Annotated in this window: 22 protein-coding genes; 11 read left to right on the forward strand and 11 right to left on the reverse strand. The window is 55.2% G+C overall.

The window, feature by feature from the left end:
• Positions 1–2: 2 nt before the first annotated feature.
• Positions 3–1,112 carry a homoserine O-acetyltransferase gene (locus M9H61_RS16560; RefSeq protein ID WP_371922231.1) on the reverse strand — a complete coding sequence of 370 codons (1,110 nt, stop codon included), beginning with the start codon at positions 1,110–1,112 and terminating at the stop codon, positions 3–5.
• 237 nt (positions 1,113–1,349) lie between these two features.
• On the opposite strand from M9H61_RS16560, the gene M9H61_RS16565 reads away from it, so the two are divergent.
• From M9H61_RS16565 to M9H61_RS16580, 4 genes are all read left to right on the forward strand, one after another.
• Positions 1,350–2,243, forward strand: coding sequence for a chorismate mutase (locus M9H61_RS16565; protein ID WP_101245366.1), 894 nt, complete (start codon positions 1,350–1,352; stop codon positions 2,241–2,243).
• A 53-nt stretch (positions 2,244–2,296) separates the two neighbouring features.
• Positions 2,297–3,394 carry a histidinol-phosphate transaminase gene (gene hisC / locus M9H61_RS16570; RefSeq protein WP_101245367.1) on the forward strand — a complete coding sequence of 366 codons (1,098 nt, stop codon included), beginning with the start codon at positions 2,297–2,299 and terminating at the stop codon, positions 3,392–3,394.
• A 1-nt stretch (position 3,395) separates the two neighbouring features.
• Positions 3,396–4,361, forward strand: coding sequence for a prephenate/arogenate dehydrogenase family protein (locus M9H61_RS16575; RefSeq protein WP_114112822.1), 966 nt, complete (start codon positions 3,396–3,398; stop codon positions 4,359–4,361).
• A gap of 84 nt (positions 4,362–4,445) precedes the next feature.
• Positions 4,446–5,327, forward strand: a complete 882-nt coding sequence (locus M9H61_RS16580; RefSeq protein WP_101245369.1) for a DMT family transporter — start codon at positions 4,446–4,448, stop codon at positions 5,325–5,327.
• 5 nt (positions 5,328–5,332) lie between these two features.
• On the opposite strand, the gene M9H61_RS16585 is transcribed toward M9H61_RS16580, so the two are convergent.
• Together M9H61_RS16585 and M9H61_RS16590 are read right to left on the reverse strand one after the other, a co-directional pair.
• A complete protein-coding gene (locus M9H61_RS16585; RefSeq protein ID WP_250281754.1) occupies positions 5,333–5,788 on the reverse strand; it encodes a GAF domain-containing protein in 456 nt (151 codons plus the stop codon).
• Positions 5,789–5,824: 36 nt separating this feature from the next.
• Positions 5,825–7,516 carry a gamma-glutamyltransferase family protein gene (locus M9H61_RS16590; RefSeq protein WP_250281756.1) on the reverse strand — a complete coding sequence of 564 codons (1,692 nt, stop codon included), beginning with the start codon at positions 7,514–7,516 and terminating at the stop codon, positions 5,825–5,827.
• Between the two features lie 134 nt (positions 7,517–7,650).
• Here M9H61_RS16590 and M9H61_RS16595 point away from each other — a divergent pair, with 134 nt between their 5' ends.
• The 6 genes from M9H61_RS16595 (at position 7,651) to M9H61_RS16620 (ending at position 13,419) form a co-directional block, all read left to right on the forward strand.
• The gene (locus M9H61_RS16595) at positions 7,651–8,445 is read left to right on the forward strand and encodes a GntR family transcriptional regulator (RefSeq protein WP_206926743.1); all 795 of its coding nucleotides are present in this window, start codon (positions 7,651–7,653) and stop codon (positions 8,443–8,445) included.
• Positions 8,446–8,488: 43 nt separating this feature from the next.
• Entirely contained in the window at positions 8,489–9,430 is a 942-nt protein-coding gene (locus M9H61_RS16600) for a tripartite tricarboxylate transporter substrate binding protein (RefSeq protein WP_206926744.1), read from the forward strand.
• Positions 9,427–10,041 (forward strand): hypothetical protein, encoded by a 615-nt coding sequence (locus M9H61_RS16605; RefSeq protein WP_101245372.1) that lies wholly within the window; start codon positions 9,427–9,429, stop codon positions 10,039–10,041. Before M9H61_RS16600 ends, M9H61_RS16605 begins: the two co-directional genes overlap by 4 nt.
• A gap of 9 nt (positions 10,042–10,050) precedes the next feature.
• Positions 10,051–11,649, forward strand: a complete 1,599-nt coding sequence (locus M9H61_RS16610; protein ID WP_101245373.1) for a tripartite tricarboxylate transporter permease — start codon at positions 10,051–10,053, stop codon at positions 11,647–11,649.
• A gap of 244 nt (positions 11,650–11,893) precedes the next feature.
• On the forward strand, positions 11,894–12,454 hold the full coding sequence (locus M9H61_RS16615) for a gamma-glutamylcyclotransferase (RefSeq protein WP_250281758.1): 561 nt from the start codon (positions 11,894–11,896) through the stop codon (positions 12,452–12,454).
• Positions 12,454–13,419: a DMT family transporter gene (locus M9H61_RS16620; protein WP_228194604.1), complete on the forward strand. Its 966-nt coding sequence runs from the start codon at positions 12,454–12,456 to the stop codon at positions 13,417–13,419. Before M9H61_RS16615 ends, M9H61_RS16620 begins: the two co-directional genes overlap by 1 nt.
• Before the next feature lie 140 nt (positions 13,420–13,559).
• Here the strand turns inward: M9H61_RS16620 and M9H61_RS16625 are convergent, their stop codons facing one another.
• From M9H61_RS16625 to ftsE, 4 genes are all read right to left on the reverse strand, one after another.
• Positions 13,560–14,378, reverse strand: a complete 819-nt coding sequence (locus tag M9H61_RS16625) for a 1-acyl-sn-glycerol-3-phosphate acyltransferase (RefSeq protein WP_250281761.1) — start codon at positions 14,376–14,378, stop codon at positions 13,560–13,562.
• Between the two features lie 101 nt (positions 14,379–14,479).
• Positions 14,480–15,199, reverse strand: a complete 720-nt coding sequence (locus tag M9H61_RS16630) for a YdcF family protein (protein WP_250281762.1) — start codon at positions 15,197–15,199, stop codon at positions 14,480–14,482.
• Between the two features lie 118 nt (positions 15,200–15,317).
• On the reverse strand, positions 15,318–16,220 hold the full coding sequence (locus tag M9H61_RS16635; protein ID WP_101245377.1) for an ABC transporter permease: 903 nt from the start codon (positions 16,218–16,220) through the stop codon (positions 15,318–15,320).
• 51 nt (positions 16,221–16,271) lie between these two features.
• The gene (ftsE, locus tag M9H61_RS16640; protein ID WP_101245378.1) at positions 16,272–16,949 is read right to left on the reverse strand and encodes a cell division ATP-binding protein FtsE; all 678 of its coding nucleotides are present in this window, start codon (positions 16,947–16,949) and stop codon (positions 16,272–16,274) included.
• Between the two features lie 357 nt (positions 16,950–17,306).
• Here ftsE and M9H61_RS16645 point away from each other — a divergent pair, with 357 nt between their 5' ends.
• Entirely contained in the window at positions 17,307–18,134 is an 828-nt protein-coding gene (locus M9H61_RS16645) for a DUF3426 domain-containing protein (RefSeq protein ID WP_101245379.1), read from the forward strand.
• Between the two features lie 92 nt (positions 18,135–18,226).
• On the opposite strand, the gene M9H61_RS16650 is transcribed toward M9H61_RS16645, so the two are convergent.
• The 4 genes from M9H61_RS16650 to argH all read right to left on the reverse strand — a co-directional run bounded on the left by M9H61_RS16650 (position 18,227) and on the right by argH (position 23,659).
• Positions 18,227–20,659 (reverse strand): DUF4175 domain-containing protein, encoded by a 2,433-nt coding sequence (locus M9H61_RS16650; RefSeq protein ID WP_250281764.1) that lies wholly within the window; start codon positions 20,657–20,659, stop codon positions 18,227–18,229.
• 173 nt (positions 20,660–20,832) lie between these two features.
• Positions 20,833–22,104: a diaminopimelate decarboxylase gene (gene lysA / locus M9H61_RS16655; RefSeq protein WP_250281765.1), complete on the reverse strand. Its 1,272-nt coding sequence runs from the start codon at positions 22,102–22,104 to the stop codon at positions 20,833–20,835.
• Complete coding sequence (locus M9H61_RS16660) at positions 22,101–22,247, reverse strand: lipoprotein (protein WP_250281768.1); 147 nt, start codon at positions 22,245–22,247, stop codon at positions 22,101–22,103. Before M9H61_RS16660 ends, lysA begins: the two co-directional genes overlap by 4 nt.
• A complete protein-coding gene (argH, locus tag M9H61_RS16665) occupies positions 22,244–23,659 on the reverse strand; it encodes an argininosuccinate lyase (RefSeq protein ID WP_101245382.1) in 1,416 nt (471 codons plus the stop codon). The genes M9H61_RS16660 and argH overlap by 4 nt, the downstream gene beginning before the upstream one ends.
• Positions 23,660–23,687 lie beyond the last annotated feature (28 nt).

Consider the following 23,687-nt stretch of genomic DNA (forward strand, 5'->3'; position numbering starts at 1 on the left):
GATTATTTCAGTCCCCGGCTTTCGGCAGCACCATCGATAAAGCCGCTCAGAACCATGTGGAAATCGGGTTCATCAAGCAGGAAGGCATCATGGCCCTTGTCACTTTCGATCTCGACACAGCTGACATTGCACGATGCCGCATTCAATGCATGGGCAAGGGTCCGGCTTTCGGCGGTGGTAAAGCACCAGTCGCTTGAGAACGAGATAACGCAGAAGCGGGTTTTGCAGCCGGTAAAGGCCTCGGCGAGCCTGCCATCATATTCCATCGACAGATCGAAATAATCCATCGCACGGGTGATATAAAGGTAACTGTTGGCGTCAAAGCGATCGACAAAGCTTTTGCCCTGATGACGCAAATAGCTTTCGACCTGAAAATCATGGTCAAAACTGTATGTGATTGCGCCACGGTTTTGAAGCTTGCGGCCGAATTTGCGATGCAGGGCCGGCTGTGACAGATAGGTGATATGCGCGGTCATGCGTGCAACGGCCAGACCACGCGCCGGCTTCTTGCCTTCGAGCAGGTAATTGCCCCCGCACCAGTCCGGATCGGCCATGACGGCCTGACGACCGACTTCGTGGAAGGCAATATTTTGCGCGGAATGGCGGAACGATGTTGCAATCGGTGCTGCGGCAAAAACGCGCTCCGGATAGCTTTTGCACCATTCAAGGACCTGCATGCCGCCCATGGAACCGCCAATGACAGCGAACAGGGTGTCAATGCCAAGGGCGTCAATCAACATGGTCTGGGCGCGCACCATATCGGCAATCGTGATCACCGGGAAATCAAGTCCCCAGGGCTTGCCGGTTTCCGGGTTGATATCCTTGGGACCCGTACTGCCAAGGCAGCCGCCAATCACGTTGCTGCAAATCACGAAATATTTGTCGGTATCGATGATCTTGCCCGGCCCGACAATTTCGCGCCACCAGCCTTCCTTGCCGGTAATCGGATGAACATCATCGGCAACATACTGATCCCCGGTCAGGGCATGACAGACCAGAATCGCGTTTGATTTTTCGGCATTGAGTTCGCCATAGGTCTGATAAGCCAGCGTGAAGGGACCAAACTCGACACCGCTATCAAGGCGCAGCTTGTCCGCCTCTCCCAGAACCATATGATGGCCGGGAAGCGGTGGGCGCTTGTCTTTGTTAAGGGCGGTGTTCATGGACGTTGGTTTCCCTGTCAAAACGTGACTTCTCGTCAAAACCGGACAGTGTTTTTGCATTTGTTACCCGGTTTGCGGAAAATTCGCCTGTTCTAGCTATGAAGCAGACCCGGTTTAGTCAATCTTTTCTTTGCAATTCGGCGGCCCTGTCCTAATACTGTGCGCCGTTCAAAAGAAGAGTAGATTATGGCGTCTGACGATAAAAATTTGGCAAATCTTGACCTTGATGGCTTGCGCGGCGAGATCGACGAAATCGATCAGGCGCTGCAATCGCTGATCATTCGGCGTACCAAAGTAGTCCAGGCCGTCGGGGCCTATAAGGACCGGGTGATTGCTGCTGGTGGCAAGGTCAAGGTGCCCTATCGTCCGGCCCGCGAAGCCCGCATCATGCGGACATTGGTCAATCGTCATGACGGGGCTTTTCCGAAATCGGCACTGATCCAGATCTGGCGCGAAATGATCGCGGCGGGCACAAGGCTTGAAGCGCCATATACGGTTGCATTGTGCCGTAACGCCGATGGTCAGGATTGTTGGGAACTTGCCCGCCTTAACTTTGGCTGTTTGAACGAAATTATCGAATTTGATACCCCGCGCGAAGCATTCGGTGCGCTTGAAGACGGCCGGGCGGCGGTCGGTGTGTTTCCCAAACCCGAATTTGGTGAAGCCATGCCGTGGTGGACGTTGCTGACGGATGATACGGCAGTCAAGGTCGTCTCCAAATTGCCATTTGGCGGTCGCCCGGTCGGGCGCGGCGAACAGACCGAGGGTTTTGTTCTTGCCGCGATTGATCTGGAAGACAGTGGCGATGACCGGACTCTGTTTGTTGTCAGCTTGTCGAAAGAAATATCGATGGATACGGTGCGCAAAAAAATTGCGGATGGTATCGACGGGGCGACAATCCTTGGCTTTTCTGACGATACGGTCGCAGATCGGCGTTTTGTTCTTGTTGATGTGCCGGGATTCTTTTGTAATCGCGCCGACGCGTTCGAGGACACACTCGCAAAACAGGGACTTGCCCCTGAAAGCTTGCGTGTGGTCGGTGCCTATGCGGTGCCGATTTCAGAAGACGCACTGAGTTAACAATTTTTGGCAGGCTGCCATTGGCTGCCGCTTCCTCTGGGAGAACCTAAGTTATGTCTGCGCCCACCCCCCGCCCCGGAATTCTTGATATCGCGCCCTACAAAGGCGGAAAATCCAGCTCTGCTGGTGCCCAGCGCGTGATCAAGCTGTCGTCCAACGAAGGTGCCCTTGGTCCGAGCCCCAAGGCGATGGAGGCCCTTCGCAATACTGCTGATCGTCTGCATCGTTATCCGGATGGTGGTTGTGATCTTTTGCGCAACAAGCTTGCCGAAAAATACGGCCTTGAAGTTGATCAGCTTGTTTGTGGTGCCGGTTCTGATGAATTGCTGACGCTTTTGATCCGTGCCTATGCCGGTCCGGGTGACGAGGTTCTTTATTCGCAGCACGGCTTTTTGATGTATCCGATTGCGGCAATGGGTGTTGGTGCAACCCCGGTCACCGCGCCGGAAACCAACATGACGACCGATGTCGATGCATTGCTTGGCGCTGTTACCGACAAAACCAAGATCGTCTTCGTTGCCAACCCGAACAACCCGACCGGGACCTATATCACCGATGCCGAGATGAAGCGTCTGCGTGATGGCCTGCGCGAAGATATCGTTCTGGTGGTTGATGCGGCCTATGCCGAATTCATGACCGGTCAGGAAGATTACAGCGCGGGCGAAGAACTGGTCAAAGCCGGCAACAACACCGTGATGACCCGGACATTCTCCAAGATTTATGGTCTTGGCGGCATTCGTCTGGGCTGGTGCTATGCGCCGCCGGCAATTGCCGATGTGTTGCAGCGCCTGCGCAATCCGTTCAACGTGCCGTTGCCGACCCAGGAAGCGGGCGTTGCGGCCCTTGATGATGATGATTTCGTCAATGAATGTGTACGCCACAATGCGGAAACGCTTGCCTGGTTCCGTGACGAGATTAATGCGATTGCAGGCCTTAAGGCACATCCGAGCTATGGCAACTTTGTCATGGTCGAATTCCCGGAAGTTGCTGGCAAGGATGCCGATGCCGCCAATGATTTCATGATGGCCCGTGGCGTGATCCCGCGCAAAATCGGTGCCTATGGTTTGCCGCAGATGCTTCGTGTTTCCATCGGCACGAAGGAAGAAATGGAAATCTGCCTTCAGACCATCAAAGACTTTGTGAACCAGTAAAATGACCAATACCGCATCCCAGCCGCTTTTTGATACTGTCGCCTTTATCGGTATGGGCCTGATCGGGTCCTCGATGGCGCGTCGCATCAAACGTGACGGCCTTGCCAACAAGATCACCTGTGCCGTGCGGTCTGAAAAGACCCGCGATCGCGTGCTTGAACTTGGCATCGCCGATGAAGCTTATTGTGACATCAAGGAAGCGGTCGGGGATGCGGATCTGGTGATGATCTGTGCGCCGGTCGGTGCCAACGAAGCCATTGGCGCACAGCTTACCGGTGCCTTGAAAAAGGGTGCGATTGTTTCTGACGTCGGATCGGTCAAGCAATCGGTCATTCGTGACATTGCACCGCATCTTGACGAAGGCGTGCATTTTGTTCCGGGCCATCCGCTTGCCGGGACCGAACATTCCGGTCCGGATTCAGGTTTTCCCGAATTGTTCGAGGAACGCTGGTGCATCCTGACCCCGATTGCGGGCGAACCCGAAAGTGCGACCCAAAAAGTCAAAGCCCTGTGGGAAGCCTGTGGCATGTATGTCGAATGCATGGATGCCGACCATCATGATCGCATTCTGGGGATCACATCGCATCTGCCGCATCTGATTGCCTACACCATCGTCGGTACGGCAACCGATCTTGAAGATGCCCTGCGTCAGGAAGTGATCAAGTTTTCCGCATCGGGTTTCCGTGATTTTACCCGTATTGCGGCATCCGATCCGACCATGTGGCGCGACGTGTTTCTGAACAACCGCGAAGCCGTGCTTGAAGTTCTTGGCCGTTTTCAGGAAGACCTGATGGCATTGCAGCGCGCCATCCGCTGGGGCGAGGGGGACAAACTGTTTGATCTGTTTACCCGCACGCGTGAAATCCGCCGTGGCATTGTCGATGCCGGACAGTATTTCACCAATTTCTCGGCCGAGGGTGAAAACCGCCAAAGCGACGAAAAGGGCAAGAAAAAGCCCACGGAATAATATCGAGACGGCCTGTTATTACAGGCCGTCATTCGGTTGGTGATGCGCCCCATTCTGCACCGCCCGCCGGTTAGAGGGGAAGTCATGTCTGCTACCAACCACCCGGCATTTGGCCGGATCATGCCGTTTGTCTTTGTATTTCTCTGGAGCACCGGTTTTGTCGGCGCCAAATTCGGCCTGCCATATGCCGATCCGTTTGTTTTCCTGTTTGTCCGGTTTGCGATTGTCATCTTGTTGATGGTGCCGGTCGTGATGCTGATGAAGGCAAGGTGGCCGTCTTCCTGGCGGGAAGCATCGCATATCGGAACGGCCGGCGTTCTGGTGCATGGCATTTATCTGGGCGGCGTTTTCTGGGCGATTGATACCGGTTTGCCATCCGGCCTTGCCGCATTGATTGTCGGGTTGCAGCCCGTCGTCACCGCATCGGTTGTTGGCAGTCTTCTTGGCGAGCGGGTTTCGATGCGCCAGTGGGGTGGACTGGTTCTCGGACTTGTCGGTGTGGCCCTTGTCCTTGTGCCCAAAATTGGCGATGGCATTGGCATTACCCCGTTTGGCATCGGGCTGGCCGTGATGGCCTTGCTGGGGATGACCGCCGGTACATTATATCAAAAGCGTTTCTGTACAGGCATGGACCTGATGAGCGGTACGGTCATTCAATATGTTGCCGCTGCGGCCTTTGTCGGTGTCGTCGCACTGTTCAAGGATGAGCTGACCGTCGAATGGAGCATGAATTTCATTCTGGCGATGGCGTGGCTTGTGCTGGTGCTGTCAATCGGTGCGATCATGTTGTTGATGGTTCTGATCAAACAGGGCGAAGCAACCCGGGTCGCCAGCATGTTTTATCTTGTGCCGCCGACCGCTGCTTTCTTTGCGTGGGTTCTGTTTGATGAACATCTTGGTGCGCTTGGCTTTGCCGGTTTCGGGGTTGCGGCACTTGGCGTTGCGCTGGTGATTATGAAACGCTAGGCCGGTCAGGCCAGTCTTGCTGCCAGGCAGGCGGCAAGAAGCTGGGCGATGGCTTGTTCCTGCAGGCTAAACGGTTGGTGCGGGCGCAGGTAATTCATCGTGCCGACAACCTGTTCGCCCAAAATAACCGGGACATTCATAACCTGATCAAGACCCAGCCCAAGGATGGTTTCGTGGTCGGAAAATGCCCAGCGAATATCGTCAGCACCGCTGCCAAGATTGATGTGGCGATCTATCAGGACCTTTTGTCCCCACGGCGTGTCCTTTTTCGGTTTGCGACCGCCAACCGGGTAAATTTCGGGCATGGTTGACGCTATGCGCTCTACCTCGATCGTGGCGGGGTGGTAACGCATGGCGCTATATAGTTCGTTTGGGATCGCGTTCGCACAAAGGTCGTGAAACGCTGTATCTGCCGTCGCCGGATCGGTCAGTTGCGCAAACAGTTCGGTCGGAATTTCCATGGTGCCTGTCTCCTGCGTGGTGGTGGCGCGAAGGGGTTAAGCGTTGACTGTTGCGGTGCCGGCACGGCGGGGATCGGCAAAGGCGGTCAGATTGCCGTTTTCATCAGACATGGCGACACAGATCCCGCCAGCCTTCCAGGTTTGTTGCGGCCAGGCTTCCATGTCATGACCGCGCGCTTGCAGTTCCGCGATCGCGGCATCTGGCAGGTCCTGTTCATAAAGAACCTTGTTCGGATAGGCGATGTGGGGGGCAAAGGAGCCGGGATAGGCATAACTTGAAACGCGCGGTTCCAGAATGGCTTCCTTCAGGCATTTGCCGCGATCCGTCATATGGATAAGAACCTGTGCCATCGCCTGGATCTGAATGTCACCGCCCGGCGTTCCCATTGCGATCCATGGTTTGCCATCTTTCAGGCCAAGGATCGGGTTGGGCGTAAGGCGCGGGCGTTTGCCCGGTGCCAATGCATTCAGATGCCCCGGGATGGCGCGTGACTGTGACCCGCGCGACGATACGCTCAGTCCTGTGCCGGGAATGACCTGGGTGTCTGAGCTTGGGTCGCTTGGCGTGGCAGAAAACATGTTGCCGTCGCCATCAATCACACTGACATGTGACGTGTCGGCAGAACCACGCGCATATTCGGGAGTTTTGCCGGCGTTATTGCGATACGCGGCATTGATGTGATCCATGTCGCCCGGGGCGGGCATCGGATCAGAACGGGTTTCCGATATCGTTGCCAGTCGTTGGGCAACAAAAGAGGCATCAAGCAGGGACGCCGGATCAACTTTCATGTAATCGGGGTCGGTGACAAAGGCTTCGCGGTCGGCGAAAACCCGTTTAAGCACCTCAAGCAGGAAATGCCGGTCAATATCGCCATCTGGCGTAAGGATTCGCTCCTTGCCAGCCTTTTCAAGCATGGTCAGTGTTTCAGCCATTGAAATGCCCTGACACCATGCCCCGCAACAGTAAATTTCGCTGTCGCGGAACTTCACCGGAAACGTTGTTTCTTCGCGCACCTCATAGGATGCCATGTCTTCCATGGTCAGAAGACCGCCATTTTCAGCATGGAATGCGGTGATGCGCTGGGCAATTTCACCTTCGTAAAACGCTGCCCTTGCCGCGGCCAATCCGGCTTTGCGGTCACCTTTGGCATTGCGTTCGGCATCGACCATGATTTGCAAACTGTTGGCGAGATCCGTCTGGACAAAGGTTTCGCCAACGACCGGCGGTTTGCCATTGGGCAGGAAAATCTCGGCTGTTGATTCAAATCGCTGATATTCGCGGTGGCGGGATTTTACGAATTCGGAAAGCAATTCGAACACCGGAAAACCGTCACGTGCCGCCTTGATCGCCGGGGCTGCCACATCACCAAAGCGCATGGTGCCAAATTCGGACAGGGCGCGAATCCAGGCGGCCGGGGCGGCGGGGACCACAGTACGCAAAATGCCCTCGGGCACGGAATCGCCGAAATTTTTGTGGAACCATTCGACATTGGCGGCCTTTGGCCAAACACCAACCCCGTCATAGCTTGTAATCCGTCCGGTTTTGCCATCGCGCAAAATGATCGGGGCAACACCGGCAACAGACACAAGTTCGGGGTGAACAACGCCAAGTGCCAGCCCCGCAGCAACGCCGGCATCGATGGCATTGCCGCCTGCGCGCAGCATTGTTTCCGCTGCTTCTGTGGCGACCGGGTGGCCTGTGGCAATGGCGAAGTTATTGGTACTCATAGGTTTTCCTTGAAGTCTTTCCAAAACAGCAAAGACGGGACGCAACGCGCCCAACCGCCGTTATCTTCATAACTGTTTCTATTCTTTAACTACGTAGTTGACAAGTCATAACTAGTTAGTTTTATGATTGTGTCATGAACAAGGAACGCACAACAAACGCACTGAAACGTGTGGCCGCAGAAATGGAAGCCGGTGATGCAAACAGCTCGCTTCCAAAATATGCGCGCCTTGCCGAAGCCTTTTACGGCTGTGTCCGTGATGGTCATTACCTGCCCGGTGATCCTTTGCCGAGCGAGACGGAACTGTGCGACGTCCTTCCGGTCGGTTTAAGCACCGTGCAAAAGGCGCTGGCGCAGTTGGTTGAGCAGGGCATCGTTGTGCGTCGGCGCAAACTCGGGACCTTTATTGCCGATTTCCGAAATCAGGTCCCCGAGGTGCATGTCTATCGGTTTCGCGATCCGGTCACGGGTGAAAACCTGTTGCCCTATACGCGGGGAATCGCGGTCGAAGAAGCCCATACCGAAGAACTCGGTCCTTTGGCCGCCGGCTTTGAAGGCGATCCGGTCGTGCGACTTGATCGTCTGGTCTGGATCGAGGGCGAACGCCCGGTCTTCAGTTCCATTTTCCTGCGCAAGGCCCACGCCGAAGGACTGTCAGACCGTGGTGGTCTGAACAATTTCGACGGGGTTTCGGTTCACCGGCATCTCGCAGAAAAATTCAATCTGCCGACCTTGTCGGTCACACATCGTGTCACGGCGGACGAACTGTCTGCCAAGGCCTGCGCAAACCTTGATCTGGCGGCACCGCATGTTGGCCTGATCTGGGAAGCAACAGATCGCAGTTTCAACGAAAAACAAATTCTTGTGCAGCGTTTCGAACTGCCAAGGGGGCACCGTCCGATGGAAATCATCGAAGGAAAAAAATCGTAAAGATTTTGGAACCTATCACGTCTGGAGAACGAGGAGTTTGAGAATGAAAAAGGTACTGGCGGCAGCTGCAATGCTGGCCTTGAGCACCGGTTCGGCATTCGCCGCAGACTGGAAACCTGACGGACCGATCCGTCTTTGGATCGGTTATGGCGCAGGTGGCGGAACCGATGTTCAGGCCCGTATGCTGGCCAAGGAACTTGAACAGACCCGTGGCTGGATTCTGGTCCCGGAAAACAAATCCGGCGAAGATGGCGCTGTGATGTCTGCACAGCTCAAGAATGAAGCACCCGATGGCCAGACTCTCGGCTTTGCCATCACCACGACCTATAACTTCGCGCCGATGAACAGCGATAATATCTCGCCCGAAGACTTCACCTATATCACCACCACTGCCGGTTCGCAGATGGCGGTGCTGGCACGGACTTCGTCGGGCTGGAAATCGCTTGATGACGTCAAAGCCGCGGCAGAAGCCGGTGAAACCCTTGTCTGGGCCAACTGGGGTACCCAGGTTGAAGCCGGTGCAGAAGTTATTGCACGTAAACTTGGCATCACTGTTAACCACCTGCGCACAGCAGGCGGCAAAGGTGCCCTGAACGCCGTTGTTGCCGAAGACGCCAACCTGTCCTGGGGCGGTGGTGTTCAGCGTCCGTTGGTCGAAGCTGGCGAACTGACCATTCTGTCGTCGGCCGAAAGCACCCATCTGGTGCAGGCGCCTGATACCCCGACCCTGAAAGAACAGGGTATCGACCTTGATCTTGGCTACAAATACATCATCGTTGCGCCGAAAGGCATGTCTGACGAAGTTCGCGACACCATCGCGGAAGCGGTTGCTGAAATCCTGAATAATCCGGAAAGTGAAACCCGGAAATTCATCGAAAAACAGTATCCGCCGGCACCGGTTATCGAAACCGGCGACGCATTGCGCAAAACCATCATTGATGGCTATGCCGCCAATGTCGAGATGATGAAAGCACTGGTAGAATGAGTGCTTCCCGTCTCGAAGCGCCAGAGAAAAAGGCGCGGTGGAACCTTTGGCTGGGGGTGGGAACACTTGTTTTCTGTGTTCTGTGCTTCACCGTCTGGTTTCCCAATGACATTCGGGGCGGCATTATCGAACGTACGATCTCCGGGCGGATTGCGCCCGGAGACTCCTTCTTTCCGGTGATCCTGGCCGGACTGATGATGCCGCTTGGCTTGCTGCTTACGCTTGGTCACTTTCGTCGCGGTCCGGATAATGCCGGGGAACCGACAGGTGAAATCACGGGCGCCAATATCTTTTTCCTGGTGCAGTTCCTGTTGCTGACTTTTGTCGGGTTGTTCTTCATGTCCAATACCGGCCCGGCGCTGGTATGGGCGTGGAACGGTCTTGGCCTTGGTGTCATTTCGTCTTATCGCGCGGTTTCCACCACGTTCCCGATCAATGTCGCTGGCTTCTTCCTGGGCGGAATGGTGATTACCTGCGGCTTTGTTTTCATGACCCGGCATCGTCTGCGTTGGCGTGATGTGCTGATCTGTCTTTTGACCGTGCTGTTTTTGATTCTCGTCTTTAACGGCCTGCTCGAAGACGTGTCGCTGCCGCCCAACCGCAATCTTTAAGGAACGATCATGGAATTGGCGTTTCAATATATCGGGCTGGGCATCCATTCGGTGTTCTTTGATGCCGATGGACAGTTCTGGCTGATGCCGGTCCTGATGGTTCTGACCGGAATTATATCGGGGATCTTCTTTGGTGCCATTCCGGGGCTGAGCGGGCCATTTGCGCTTGCGCTTGCCTTGCCGGTTTTGACATCTGTTTTTGGCTATTCGAACGAAGCATTGCTGCCGGTTCTGGGCTGTCTTGTCGGTCTGATGAAGGGGGCGACGGTTGGCGGTGCTGTGCCGGCCATCCTGTTTAATACGCCAGGCACGCCCGATGCGTTCCTGACGACTGCTGACGGTTATCCGATGGCGCAAAAAGGTCAGGCCCGCAAGGCGATCCAGACCAGCCATTTTGCATCGGTCATGGGCGACAGCTTTTCCGACATCGTGCTGTTTGTGGCCGCACCCGTATTTGCGGTGGCGGTTGAACGTGTTCTCGACCTTCCGGAAAAGTCGGCCCTGATTATCCTGTCGCTTTGTTTCATGGCGGCCGTTGTCGGGAATGCTCCGCTTAAAGGATTGCTTGGCGGGCTTTTGGGGATGTTGCTGTCACTGGTTGGCACAACGCTTTCGGGGAATGGTGTGCGTCTGACCCTTGGCCTTGATGGTCTTGGTTCCGGCGTGCCTTTGACGTCGGCGGTCCTCGGCGTTCTGGTTCTTTCAGAAGTTCTGATCAGTGTCGAAGACATGTCGCGCGCCCGAAAGGCGCGTGAAAGCTTGCCCCAAACGCCTGAAATGGGGCCGCCGCTCACATGGGCGGAACGGTTGCGAATGATGCCGGCAATCCTGCGTTCGGCAAGCATCGGGACTGTCATCGGTGCCCTGCCGGGTATCGGGACCACCACGGCGGCAACGCTTTCCTATGATACGGCCAAGCGTCTTTCCAAAAAGCCCGACGAATTCGGCAAAGGCACGCCCGAAGGCGTCGTTGCGACCGAGGCCGCCAATTCCGCGGTATCGGGTGCCAACCTTATTCCGGTGATGAGCTTGGGCATTCCGGGGAATTTCGCGGCTGTGTTCCTGATCCTTGCGGTCGAGACAATTGGCGATTTCTCGTTTGGTCCATCGGTGTTCAAATTCACCGAGATCAAGGAAATTGACGGCTATGGCATGATCATGAACAAGGATCTGGTCATGGCTTTCGGTCTGTTCACGCTGATGGTGATGGGCAATATCTTCAACTGGACCTTTGGCGGGTTTGTCATGCGCTTCCTAGTGCATATGGCCCGCATCCCCAAAGATATCGTCATGCCGCTGATCTTGCTGGTTTCGCTGACAGCTGCCTATGTTCAGGATGGCGGGTATCGTGGTCTGGGTACGGCACTGGTATTTGCCGTCATCGGTTATCTGATAAGACGGCTTCAGGTTTCAACGTTGCCATTCGTGATCGGGTTCTTGTTGGCCCCGGCCCTTGAACAATTGATCCGCGGTGCATTCACCGCCAGTGGTGGTGATGCGCTCTTCCTTCTGAAATCGCCAATCGCGGTAATCATGCTGGGCCTGTCCGGGTTCCTGATTGTGCGCATGGTTCTTCAGGGGCGGCAAAAGGCGGCATCACAAAGCTAGCTGGGATAACCTCGTCCCGATTTCAGCCCAAACATGGCACCCCGACCGGTGATTTGACCCGGTCGGGGTGTTTGTATCTCGGGGCTGCTTTCAGGGTCGGCAAAGAAAGCCATTTCTTTTGTGCTCGGCTGTTTTCAAACAAGTCGAAAATGATTAGGGTCACCTTCCTTGCTGACCAGATGCTTGCAAGACGCTGTAAACAGGCGCGTGCACTGGCAGGAAGGTCTTGTCGCCGGAGGAAATTTTGGTTCAGCACGCAGAAAGATGGGTCTTTGGGTATGGGTCGCTGTTGTGGCGGCCCGGTTTTGAATTTACCGAACGGTCGCGTGCATTGTTGCGTGGCTATCACCGGTCATTCTGCATCTATTCCCATCATTATCGCGGAACGCCGGAAAATCCGGGGCTTGTTCTTGGCCTGAATGCCGGGGGCGAGTGTGTCGGGAATGCATTTCGTATCGCGCCGGAAGACTGGAACGCGGTCAAGGCGTATCTCGATGAACGGGAACTTGTGACCAATACCTATATTCCGGCCGATGTTGAAATCGAACTTGATGATGGTCGCACCGTGATTGCGCATACCTATGTCGCCGATCCGACCCATCAGCAATATGCCGGCAATCTTCCGGTACGTACGGCTGTTGAGATCATTGTTGCTGCACACGGCAATGTTGGTCCCAATCTGGAATATCTTGAAAATACGGTGCAACATCTTGACGAGATGGGCATTGTCGACCCGCCTTTGCATGATCTGATGGATCTGGTTCGGCGCGAATATGGTGAGATCAATATGGGAGCCGGTATCTGATGGCGCAGGGGAATAATCTTACACAGGGCTCTGCGACAGCAACAACCGGTTCGGCTGGTGATCATACCCCGATGACGGTCGCCTATCTGATGCTGATTGCCTGCGCGATGATGTGGGGGTCCAACCATGTGGTGGCGCGCGGTGTCAATGCGACTGTGCCGTTTGAAGCATTGTCATTCTGGCGCTGGGTCGTGGCAGCCGTGATGCTGTTTCCGGTCTGCTTTAAATATTTGCGCCGCGACCTCAAGCTGATGGCACAGCAAAAAATGTCGATGTTCCTGATCGGCTTTACCGGCGTGTTCCTGTTTTCGGTCGTGATTTATCTGGCGGCCTATAACACGACCGCGGTCAATACCGGCCTTTTGAATGCGACAACCCCGGTCTGGGTGTTGTTGTTTGCCGCAGTCCTCAGTGCTGACAAGCCCAAGCTCGGGCAATGGGTCGGTGTTCTTGTCGCGGGTGCCGGAACGGCTACCATCATTGCCAAAGGGGACCTTTCGGTCTTTGCGCGGATGGATTTCGTTTCGGGCGATGTGTTTGCGATGATTTCGGCGATGGTGTGGGCCGCCTATTCCATGCTGCTGAAACGTGCGCCCAAGGGTGTTCATCCGCTGAGCCTTGTCTTCGTTTCCGCGCTGGTCGGCTTGTGCTTTTTGACGCCGCTTTATATCTGGTCGATCCTGATTGATGGGGAACCGTTCTTTACCCATCTTGATCCGGCATGGCCCGACATGCTCAAGATTTTCTATATCGGTGCGGGGCCGGCCTTCCTTGGGTATCTGTTCTGGAACAAGGGCGTTTCGGTGGTTGGTCCGGCCAATGCCGGGGTCTTCCTGTATCTGATGCCGGTCTTTGCCAGTGTGCTTGCGATCATCTTCCTTGGGGAAGAATTGCATATGTATCACCTGGGCGGGATTGTTCTGATTGCCTTTGGCATCTGGCAGGCGACGCGCCGCAAAAAATAGACCGCACGGATCGCGATCCGTATTCAATCAAAAAGGCCGGTGACGAATATCACCGGCCTTTTATTTGTACGATTTGTATATCTGATGTTGCTGTATCGGTTGGGCGGGCCGAGGTTGATTTCAGCCATGCCCAAACCGGATCAGGATGCCTTGTCCGAAAGGGTGTCTTGCTGTTTGGCGGCTGCCTGATCGGCCTTTTCCGCGGCAATGTCATCGGATGTCAGCATCGGCAGGCTGAATTCCTGCTGTGCTTCGGCTTCGAGTTCCCGGGTACGGGTATCGATGCGGTTCTTGATTTCTTTCATAAAGGTCTTGCGATCAAGATCGGGTTCGATCGGCTTCATGAATTCCATCGTGACCTTGCCGCCATATTTCATGAAGCTGTGACGCCCCCAGAACATGCCGGAATTCAACGCAACAGGTATCACCTTATATTGCGGGAACGCCTTATACAGCGCGTAGATACCCGGATGGTACGGGCGGTCTGAACCGGGTGGTGTTCGCGTTCCTTCCGGGAAGATCACCACCTGGCGATTTTCTGCCAGTGCTTCGGCGGCACCTTTGATCATGTCCTTAAGGGCGGATCCACCCGCCGAACGGTCAACGGCAATCTGCCCCGAAAGTGTCAGGAACTGTCCAAAGACCGGAATTTTCGTCAGTTCCTTTTTCAGGATATAGGCCGGATCGGTAACCACGGTATGGAAGGTCAGTGTTTCCCACGCAGACTGATGCTTTGCCACCAGAATACAGGGACCATCCGGCAGGTTTTCCAGTCCGGTAATGCGTTTGCGCATGCCAACCGAATAGCGCAGCATGAACTGCACCAGCCGACACCAGGCATGACCGACAAACTGATTGGCCTTGCGCCCAAACAACATTAACGGGATCAGGCTGAGGCACAAAATCGCCGTTCCACCGAAAAACAACACGTTAAACAGTAACGCGCGGAGGGTTCTCATACAGAAAAGTCCTTCATACGCCTTGGGTCTAAACCCACTTACATGATCTTGATATTTACTGCTTTGTAACAGCTATATTGCAATCGGAAAATGCCGATTGTTCAACTGCCTTTGCCTGTCGCATTCGATGCGGAATAATCCTGCGGGGCGGGCGATGCATCACCGGGACCGTGCAAGCCCGGATGATTGCCATCGGGCAACCATTGCAACAGCGTGTTGCGCAGGCTGGCAAACATGTATTTGTTGAATTCACTGGCAATCAGCGCCGTGCTTCCCGGGAACCGCCACCAGTTATCGATTTTGACATTATCGGGAAAGACCGGGTGCGGGATGATCTCGACATCGGGCATCAGACTTTTGAATTCAAGCATCGATCGCGGCATGTGATAGTTCGCGGTCACAATGCGAAGGCTTTTATACCCTTCCTCATAGACCCAGACCGCTGTTTCCAGTGCGTTGCCGCGCGTGTTTTCGGCGACATGCCCCAGAACCACACAACAGGATATCAGGCGCGGGTCCGACTTTCCGACTGACAGAAGTTCATCAACTTCAACACCGCGATACACACCGGAAATGAAAAGCTTGTCAGCCATGCCACGGGTCAGCAAACGACGCCCTTCCGAAAGGCGTTCACTGCCCCCGGTCAGAACAACAATGGCATCGGTATGCTGATCGGTGTTTTCGACGGAAACCGGGATCGAACTGACATACCAGACAAACCCGGCAGCCCACACCAGTGCACATACAATCAACATTGAAAGCAGAAAACGAAACCGGCGGAACCGGCGACGGTGCTGCACGCTGAGCGGTGGCTTATTCATGAATGCGAGCCTGGATAGCAGTGCGCGGGCATGTGTTCGGGTCTCCTGAGGTGGCCAAGGCCATGATCCCAAAAGGGAAGCAGCTCTACAAACGGACTATACGGAGCCGGGCGGCGGGTTACAACATTCGGTGCAATACACGAAGAACCGTGCGTGTTGCTGTGATCCCGGCCACCATCGCAACGATAAAGGGAATGGCCACAATCAGCGCAATGAAAGTCGGGCTAAGGACAAGTGACGGTATCGGCCAGCCAGCCCGCAGACCAAGCCAGGCAATCAGGGCCGATACAGGAAGGGCAATCAGAAGGCCGATCAAGGCCCCGAAAAACGCCAGTCGCTGATTGTGACGCCCGAATTGTTTGGCGATATAGCCATCCTGCGCCCCGATCAGATGGAGCAATTCAATGATCCGGTGATGGATCGAAAGGCCCGAACGGGTTGCAAAAACCACCGAAAGCATGGTGGCCCCGAACAGCACAACAATCAGCAGCGACAAGGCAAGTTCGACCGAGAAGGCAACATCGGCAATGCGTTCGATCCAGATGCGATGATCATCAAGAACCGCCTCGGGCGCAATGACGCCAAGGCGGCTTTCAAGCGCGTCGTAATTGAACCCGGTTTCGGGGGTAATTTCGATAATGCGTGGTATGGGAAGTTCGCTGACCACTTCATCCGGGCCAAGCCACGGCTCAAGCAAGGCCGCCATCGTATCAGGGCTGAGTTCCTCTATCCGGGCAATGCCGGGCATGTCGGAGACATCATCAATGATTGCATCAACGGTATTTTGCAGCGCCTGTTCACGTTCATCAGGTGACCGGTTGGCAAGTTCGGTTGGCGGGACCTGAATGGACAGGCTGCCTTCGATTTGGCCAGACCATTGACCAACGCTGTCATGCAGGGCCGCCAGGCCGACAATCGAAAAAGTCAGCAAGGCAACCATCAGGGCGACGATGCTCGGCAAAAAGCGCGAGGATGAATCGCTTTCAAGCGGTAGATGCGATGGATGTGCGCGAAATGCCATGATCGTCGTTTGGTCCTGTTGATCGGTTTGATCTTGTCGTTCAGGTCGTCGTCAGCCGCTGTGGGTGACATCGTGAAGGGTGCCACCTTCGAGAAGCCACTGCGTATGGCCAAATCGCCTGACCAGTTGCCGGTTATGGGTGGCGATCAGAACAGTGGTGCCCAGTTTGTTCAGTTCTTCAAACAGATATAGCAACCGCATGGCGATTCGGTCATCGACGTTCCCGGTCGGCTCATCGGCCAGCAACAGGGCCGGACGGCCGATCACGGCGCGAGCGATGGCGACACGCTGTTGCTGACCACCCGAAAGTCGTGATGGTTGGGCATTGATATGATCGCCCAAACCGACCCATTCGAGAAGTTCGGTCACGTTTTTGCGGATTTGCAGATCCTCAACCCCGGCGACCCGCAACGGCAAGGCAACGTTTTCAAAGGTCGTCAGGTGATTGATCAGACGGAAGTCCTGAAAGACGACGCCGATTTTTCGGCGAATCGCAGGCAGTTCTTCGCGCGGGATGCGGATATTGTCGCGACCGAAAATATTGATTTCGCCACGGGTTTGACGCAACGCCAGATATAAAAGTCGCATCAGCGTCGATTTGCCCGCCCCGGAAGCCCCGGTCAGGAAATGGAAACTGCCACGGCCCAAAGAAAAATTCAGGTCGCGCAAAATTTCCGGCCCGGATTCGTATCGGACCCCGACATTCCTGAAACTGACAACTTCGGTCAAAATCGGTGCTCCATCTGGCAGAATGACGGTCTACATTGGCGTGTGCCGGGGCAAATGATCAAGGTTTCTCTATGGTCTGGCACGGTTGGAATTCACGTTTGCCATGACAATATCGGAAATGACCAAATCGGTTTACCCGGATTTCGTATGCTTTCGGATGCCATGTTCGCAGCAATTAGGCAACGATTAGACACCCAAATCCGGGCAGCTTCTGTTATCTGTACTTAACAGTCTGTTAAATCGCGGCTATTTACATATAGTGTAATTCACTGCTGACGTGATTGGGGGATCGTCAGTCGTGCATGCTTTGTTGTCCCCGATGTTTGATGCCGCTGTCATCGAAATGCCAGGTTTGCAATGATCATTACTTGCCCAGAGTGTTCAAAGAAATACTCAGTTAAAACAGAAGCAATCGGTCCAAAAGGCCGAACCGTGCGCTGTAAAAGCTGCGGCAATAGCTGGCATCAGGACCCGCCGGGGGCAAAGAAGCCTGCGCCACAGCCCGCAGCACCGGAAAATGATCTTCCGCCACCCTTCAATCAGGAAGGCTCGCTTGGTGCGGACTTCAATGCCGACCAGATGGGTGGGGGACAAGTTGATCCCGGATTTGAAGAAGCGGACAAGATCCCCGATCCGCCCCCCATTCCCCAGCAGCTGATTCGCAATAATCCCAAGCCCGAACCCAAAAAGAAAAAGGGTATCGTTGGCTGGATCATCTTCCTGCTGCTGATTGGCGGCATTGGTGCGGGTGGCTATTTTGCCAAGGATTACCTGATCAATCTGTGGCCACCGGTTGCCAAGGTCTATGACATGATCGGGCTTGATGTGCCCCATGTTGGCGAAGGCCTTGATATCCGGGAATTGCCGCCGACCCGTGAAGATGAAGACGGTGTTGATGTTCTGGTCGTCCGTGCCGAGATCGTCAATATCAGCGAAGAACCGCGCGTACTGCCCTATCTTCTGATCGAGCTGCTTGATCCGCTTGATCGTGTGGTCCAGCGCAAAAAGGTTCCGCTGATCTATGACGAATCCAAAGTACCCGCCGGTGCTGAAATGCCGATGGAACAGCAAATGTTGCCGGTTGGCGAAAGCCTGACGGTTGAAACCAAAATCCGTCGTCCGAACCCGACGGCAACCCGGTTGCAGGTTACCTTCCTTGATCCGCGCGAAGCGGTCGAGCCGTAAGGAACCCGATCGATCAAATCAAAAGGCAGCGTTGTCATACGCTGCCTTTTTTGTGTCTGGGGTCCTTGGTCCTTGTTGGCGGGCGGTAACGCTCAGAACCGTTTCAGCAATCTGTCGATATATTCCTGTTCTATTTGCGGGAGATCGGGATCACCGGACCGGCGGCGCAATTCCTGAAGGATGCGCCATGCCCGTTCCAGGGTATTCACATCGGGAATGATGGTTGTTCCATCACCACCGACCGGGCGGCCCAACGGGTCCCGGCGGCCGGTTCCTTCCAGATCTTCGAGCATCGGGGCCATCTGGCTCAGACCTTCAAGTGCGCGGCTGATCTCGCCAATGCCCTGTTGCAAGGCTTCCATCGCCTGTCTTTGGAACTGCAATGCCTCGTGTGAGCGGTTATGTCCAAGCGCATCCGCAGCCCCGCGCATGGCATCAATGACCGTATTCATGCCGCTGACATCACCAAACTGGTTGATGCCCGGACTGTTCATGATGTCGGTGGCATCATCGGCAAGCCCCTGTTGCTGATTGGCGCGTGGAACCGGACCAGATTGGGCTGATGAATTGTCGCCCTGGTTCATAAGGTCCTGTTGGCGGCGCGCCAGATCACGCATCCCATCAAGCATTTCGCGCAGGGTGGACGTGATGTCCATGCCGCCTTCGCCGGTTGTGACCTGCATGTTTTCGACCAGTTCGCGCAGGCGATCAATCAGTTGGCGTGCCTGATCACGCGCACCGGCCCGCATCAGCGCATCAATCTGATCAATGATACGCGAAAGATCCTGCTGTTCGAGGGTGGCAGATGCTTCGGGCTGATCTTCGCCCATCTGGGGGCTTTCGCGGGTCAATGCGGCCAGATATTCGTTCAGCGCCTGACGGTATTCCTCGATCAGGCGGGCAATCTCGGTTTCGGTGATATCGGGGTTTTGTAACGCTTCAAGCAGCCGTTCCTCGGCCTCCATCAAGTTGCGTTCGGCAATGCCGTAACTGCCCCGCTCGACCTCCTCGGCGATGTGCCAAAGAAGGCCCGCGACATCTTGATGAACAGCACGGTCATGCAGATTGGCTGCCAGCCGGTTTTCGGCAACCGACAATGCAAGAAACACTCCGATATGCCCATTGAAGGCCTGTGGGGCATAAAGGATTGGCAAGATCGCCTGGTGCATTTCAAGTGCGCGCTCGGGGTAACGTAATAGCCCGCGTCTGATGGCAATCAGCTTTTGCGCAACCGGATGGGTGAATTCGCGTTCGGGCAACATCAAGGACCTGATGTCGCTTTGTCCGGTTTGACCGGCATTGTCTTGCGACACCAGCTGGATATTGACCGGCAATCCCGCCCAGGGATGTGCAACAAGATCAATGAAACGTGGTCCTTCTATACGGGTGGGCATTGCTGTTTGGCTGATGCCTTCGCCGCGAACATCAATCACGATCTTTTCAATCGGGCCATACTGGTCATATGACCCGTCATCGGGGGCGGGCGTGATTACAAGATCAAGCTTCGCCAGGCCATAATCATCATTGGCCGTATAATCCAGCCGGACATGGTCGCGCCGGGTAATGGCGGGTGAACTGACAAAGGAAAGGTTTGGTGCCTTGTCCGGCACCAGTTCGATATTCAGGGTCAGCCGGTCATTGCCCCAGACAGATATGCGCCACTCACCGGATTGTTCGATTGCTGTCGACAGAACATAGCTGTTTTCACTGCTTTCGGTGAAGTCGCGTGCCCCGTCCGGCGCGGTCAGGGTTGGCTGCCAGATGCTCGAAATGCTGCCATCCAGTGTTGATCCAACCGGGACCTTGACCGTAATGACCTTGCTCTCGGTCGCTTGGGTGGTGTCCGTATCACTTGAAGATGAAGTCGTCCCGCTGTCAGATGAAACTGCATTAAATCGCAATACACGCGGGACCTGTCCGGTATAGGCGGGCGGGGTGACCCAGAGTGTCGCACTAAAGTCCGCGGCACCAAGGCGTTGCAGGGGGCTGAACGCCTTTGAAAACCGTTCGGATATATGGTCGTGACCGGCAAGCAACCCGACAAAGATCAATAAAACGGGAATGGCGGTCAGCCCGAAACGGTCAATGCGCGTCAGTGCCGGGATCGGCCGCGGCAGGCGAAGCTGCCCCAGCGTCCTTTCATGCAGACCCAACTGGCGTTGCCACAGGAAACTGGTCAGCGGATCATCTGTTTCATCAATATGATCTTCAAGACTTTGCAACGGGTTGTTTGAAAGCCCGTTTTCGATTTCAAGCCGGTGCAGGATATCGCGTCTTGTTGGCCAGCGGAAATTCCGCCACGGAGCGACTGCGGCAATCATGGTGATGACCGACAAAATCGACAGCAACATGATATGACCGGTGGCCGGCAAAAATTCGAACGTCCCGGTAAGCGTCAATCCACCGGTCAGAAGCACAATCGATAATGACGGGATCAGACAGGGCCAGGCCGCTTCCCATATCATGACCATGCGCGTTCTGCGCACATGGCGTTCCATTCCGGGATAGGGTGGTATCAACGACATGCGACCGGTCGTCCCTGATTGCCAAAAGTTGCGAGATTAATCGCAATGCTACCCTTTAAAACTTGGGGTTTTGGCAGGACGGGTCAAGCTATTCCCGAAGGTGTGGCAGAAATAAAAAGGGTGGTCCGCAATCAACGGACCACCCGGATGTGTTTCAGGACCGGTCTTATGGCTTACGAGTTTCCAAGCCAGGCCGGGATCTGATCCATATTGATCAACTGATCGATTTCCTGACGCGGGCGCACAATCGCAAAATTGTTGCCCTTGACCAGAACTTCCGGCGTCAATGCACGGGTGTTATAGGTTGATGACATCACCGCGCCATAGGCACCAGCCGACATGACCGCAACCAGATCACCGGCCTTAAGGTCATCAGGAAGTTTGCGATCCTTGCCAAAGGTGTCACCGGTTTCGCAAACCGGACCAACGACATCCACGGTCGCCTGCACGTCATCTTCGCCCTGTTCATCGACCGGGATGATTTCGTGATAGGCGCTGTAAAGTGTCGGACGGATCAGATCGTTCATCGCCGCATCAAGGATGACAAAGCGTTTTGCTTCGCCGTCTTTGATATACATGACGCGTGACACCATGATCCCGGCATTGCCGGCAATCAGGCGGCCCGGTTCAAGGGTGATGTGGCAACCAAGATGACCGACCGTTTCGCGCACCATCTGCCCATAGGCATCTGGAAGCGGCGGTGTTTCACCCTGATAGGCAATGCCAAGACCGCCACCAAGATCAAGATTGCGGATTTCAATGCCTTCGGAACGAAGCTGTTCGACCAGATCGGCAAGGCGGGTAAATGCCTCGCGGAAGGGGGTCAGGTCGGTCAACTGGGATCCGATATGCATGGCAATGCCGGTAACCTCGATACCGTCCATAGCCGCAGCATCGCGGTACACTTCAATCGCACGGGTCCAGTCGATGCCAAACTTGTTTTCGGCCTTGCCGGTTGCGATCTTTTCGTGGGTTTTGGCATCGACATGCGGGTTGATGCGCAATGCAATGCGTGCCTTTGTCCCCATGTCGATGGCAACACGGTTAAGTTCGGCCAGTTCCGGGATGCTTTCGACATTGATCTGCGCGATACCGGCTTCAAGGGCTTCGCGCATTTCGGCGTCGGCTTTGCCCACACCCGAAAAGATGATCTTGGCGGGATCAATACCGGCGCGCAGCGCACGGCGCATCTCGCCAACCGAGACGACATCAGCACCAGCACCAAGATTGGCGAGGGTTTTGAGAACCGCCTGGTTCGAGTTCGCCTTGACCGCAAAGCAGACAGTGGCATCAAGCCCCTCGAACGCATCGGCATAGACATTGTAGTGACGTTCAAGCGTCGCGGTCGAGTAACAGAAAAACGGCGTGCCGACTTTTTCTGCCATTTCCGGGATCGAGACACCTTCGGCGTGAAGCACGCCATTAATATATTCAAAGTGGTTCATTGCGCCGGGTAGTCCCTTGGATATTCATAACCTTTATCGGTTGGCGGTTCGAGCGGGCCTTTTTTGCCGCAAGCCGCCACCGAAAGACCAAGCATGATTGCCAGTGTCATCACGGTGCCGCGTTTAAGCAAGGCGGGGGTCATTTCAGAAACCTTTCCTTTGCTGCCTTGACGGATTCCTTGACGCGAACCGGTGCAGTTCCGCCAAAGCTCTGGCGGGCGGCGACCGATGCTTCGACAGTCAGAACGTCATATACTGCATTGGTGATTTTCGGCTCGATCCCCTGAAGATCTTCAAGGGAAAGCTGATCAAGATCGCACCCTTTGGACTCTGCCAGTTTCACGGTTGCGCCAACCACATGGTGGGCGTCACGGAACGGCATGCCAAGTTCGGCAACAAGCCAGTCGGCAAGATCGGTTGCGGTGGTGTAACCGGCACCGGCAGCTGCGCGCATGTTATCGGCATAGACCTTCATGTCGGCAACCATGCCGGTCATGGCAGCAACGCACAGACCCAGATGATCGTGGGCCTCGAATACCGGTTCCTTGTCTTCCTGCATGTCCTTGGAATAGGCCAGCGGAAGTCCCTTCATCGACAGCATCAGGGAATTATAGCAGCCAACGATACGGCCGATTTTCGATCGGATCAGTTCGGCGGCATCCGGGTTGCGTTTCTGCGGCATGATGGATGAGCCGGTCGAAAACTTGTCGGACATCCCGATAAAGCGGAACTGTGCCGAACACCAGATAACCATTTCCTCGGCCAGGCGCGACAGATGCATGGCGGCAATCGATGCCGCGTTCAGATATTCCAGTGCAAAGTCACGATCCGATACCGCATCAAGCGAGTTCGCCGTCGGGCGATCAAAGCCAAGCGTACTTGCCGTCAGGTGACGGTCAATCGGATAGGGCGTCCCGGCAAGGGCCGCGGACCCCAGCGGGTTTTCATTCACACGCGTCCGGCAATCGGCCACGCGACCACGGTCACGACCAAACATTTCAACATAGGCCAGAAGATGATGGCCAAACGTCACCGGCTGGGCCGCCTGAAGATGGGTGAAGCCCGGCATAATGGTTTCAGCATGGGTTTCAGCCTGTGAAATCAGGGCTTCCTGAAGTCCCTTAAGGCCGGCTTCGAGATCGGCAAGGGCAACATCACGGACCCACAGTTTGAAATCGGTTGCGACCTGATCGTTACGCGAACGCGCAGTATGCAGGCGACCGGCCGCCGGGCCGATCAGTTCGCGCAGGCGGCTTTCGACATTCATGTGAATGTCTTCAAGTGCGCTCGAAAACTTGAACTGACCGCTCTCGATTTCTTGAAGGATCTGGTCTAGACCATTGGTTATCTTTTCGCCATCTTCTGCGGGGATGATGTTCTGCTTGACCAGCATCGCGCAGTGGGCTTTGGAGCCCTGAATGTCCTGGGCATAAAGGCGCTTGTCAAAGCCGATGGAAGCATTGATTTCTTCCATGATGGCAGACGGTCCTGCTTCAAAGCGACCTCCCCACAGGGAGTTGGCGTTTTTCTGGTCGGTAGCGTTTTGATCGGTCATCTTGATCCGCAGTATTGGAAGGTGGGTG

The organism is Thalassospira sp. GO-4 (assembly GCF_023588965.1).
Taxonomy (GTDB): Bacteria; Pseudomonadota; Alphaproteobacteria; order Rhodospirillales; family Thalassospiraceae; genus Thalassospira; species Thalassospira povalilytica.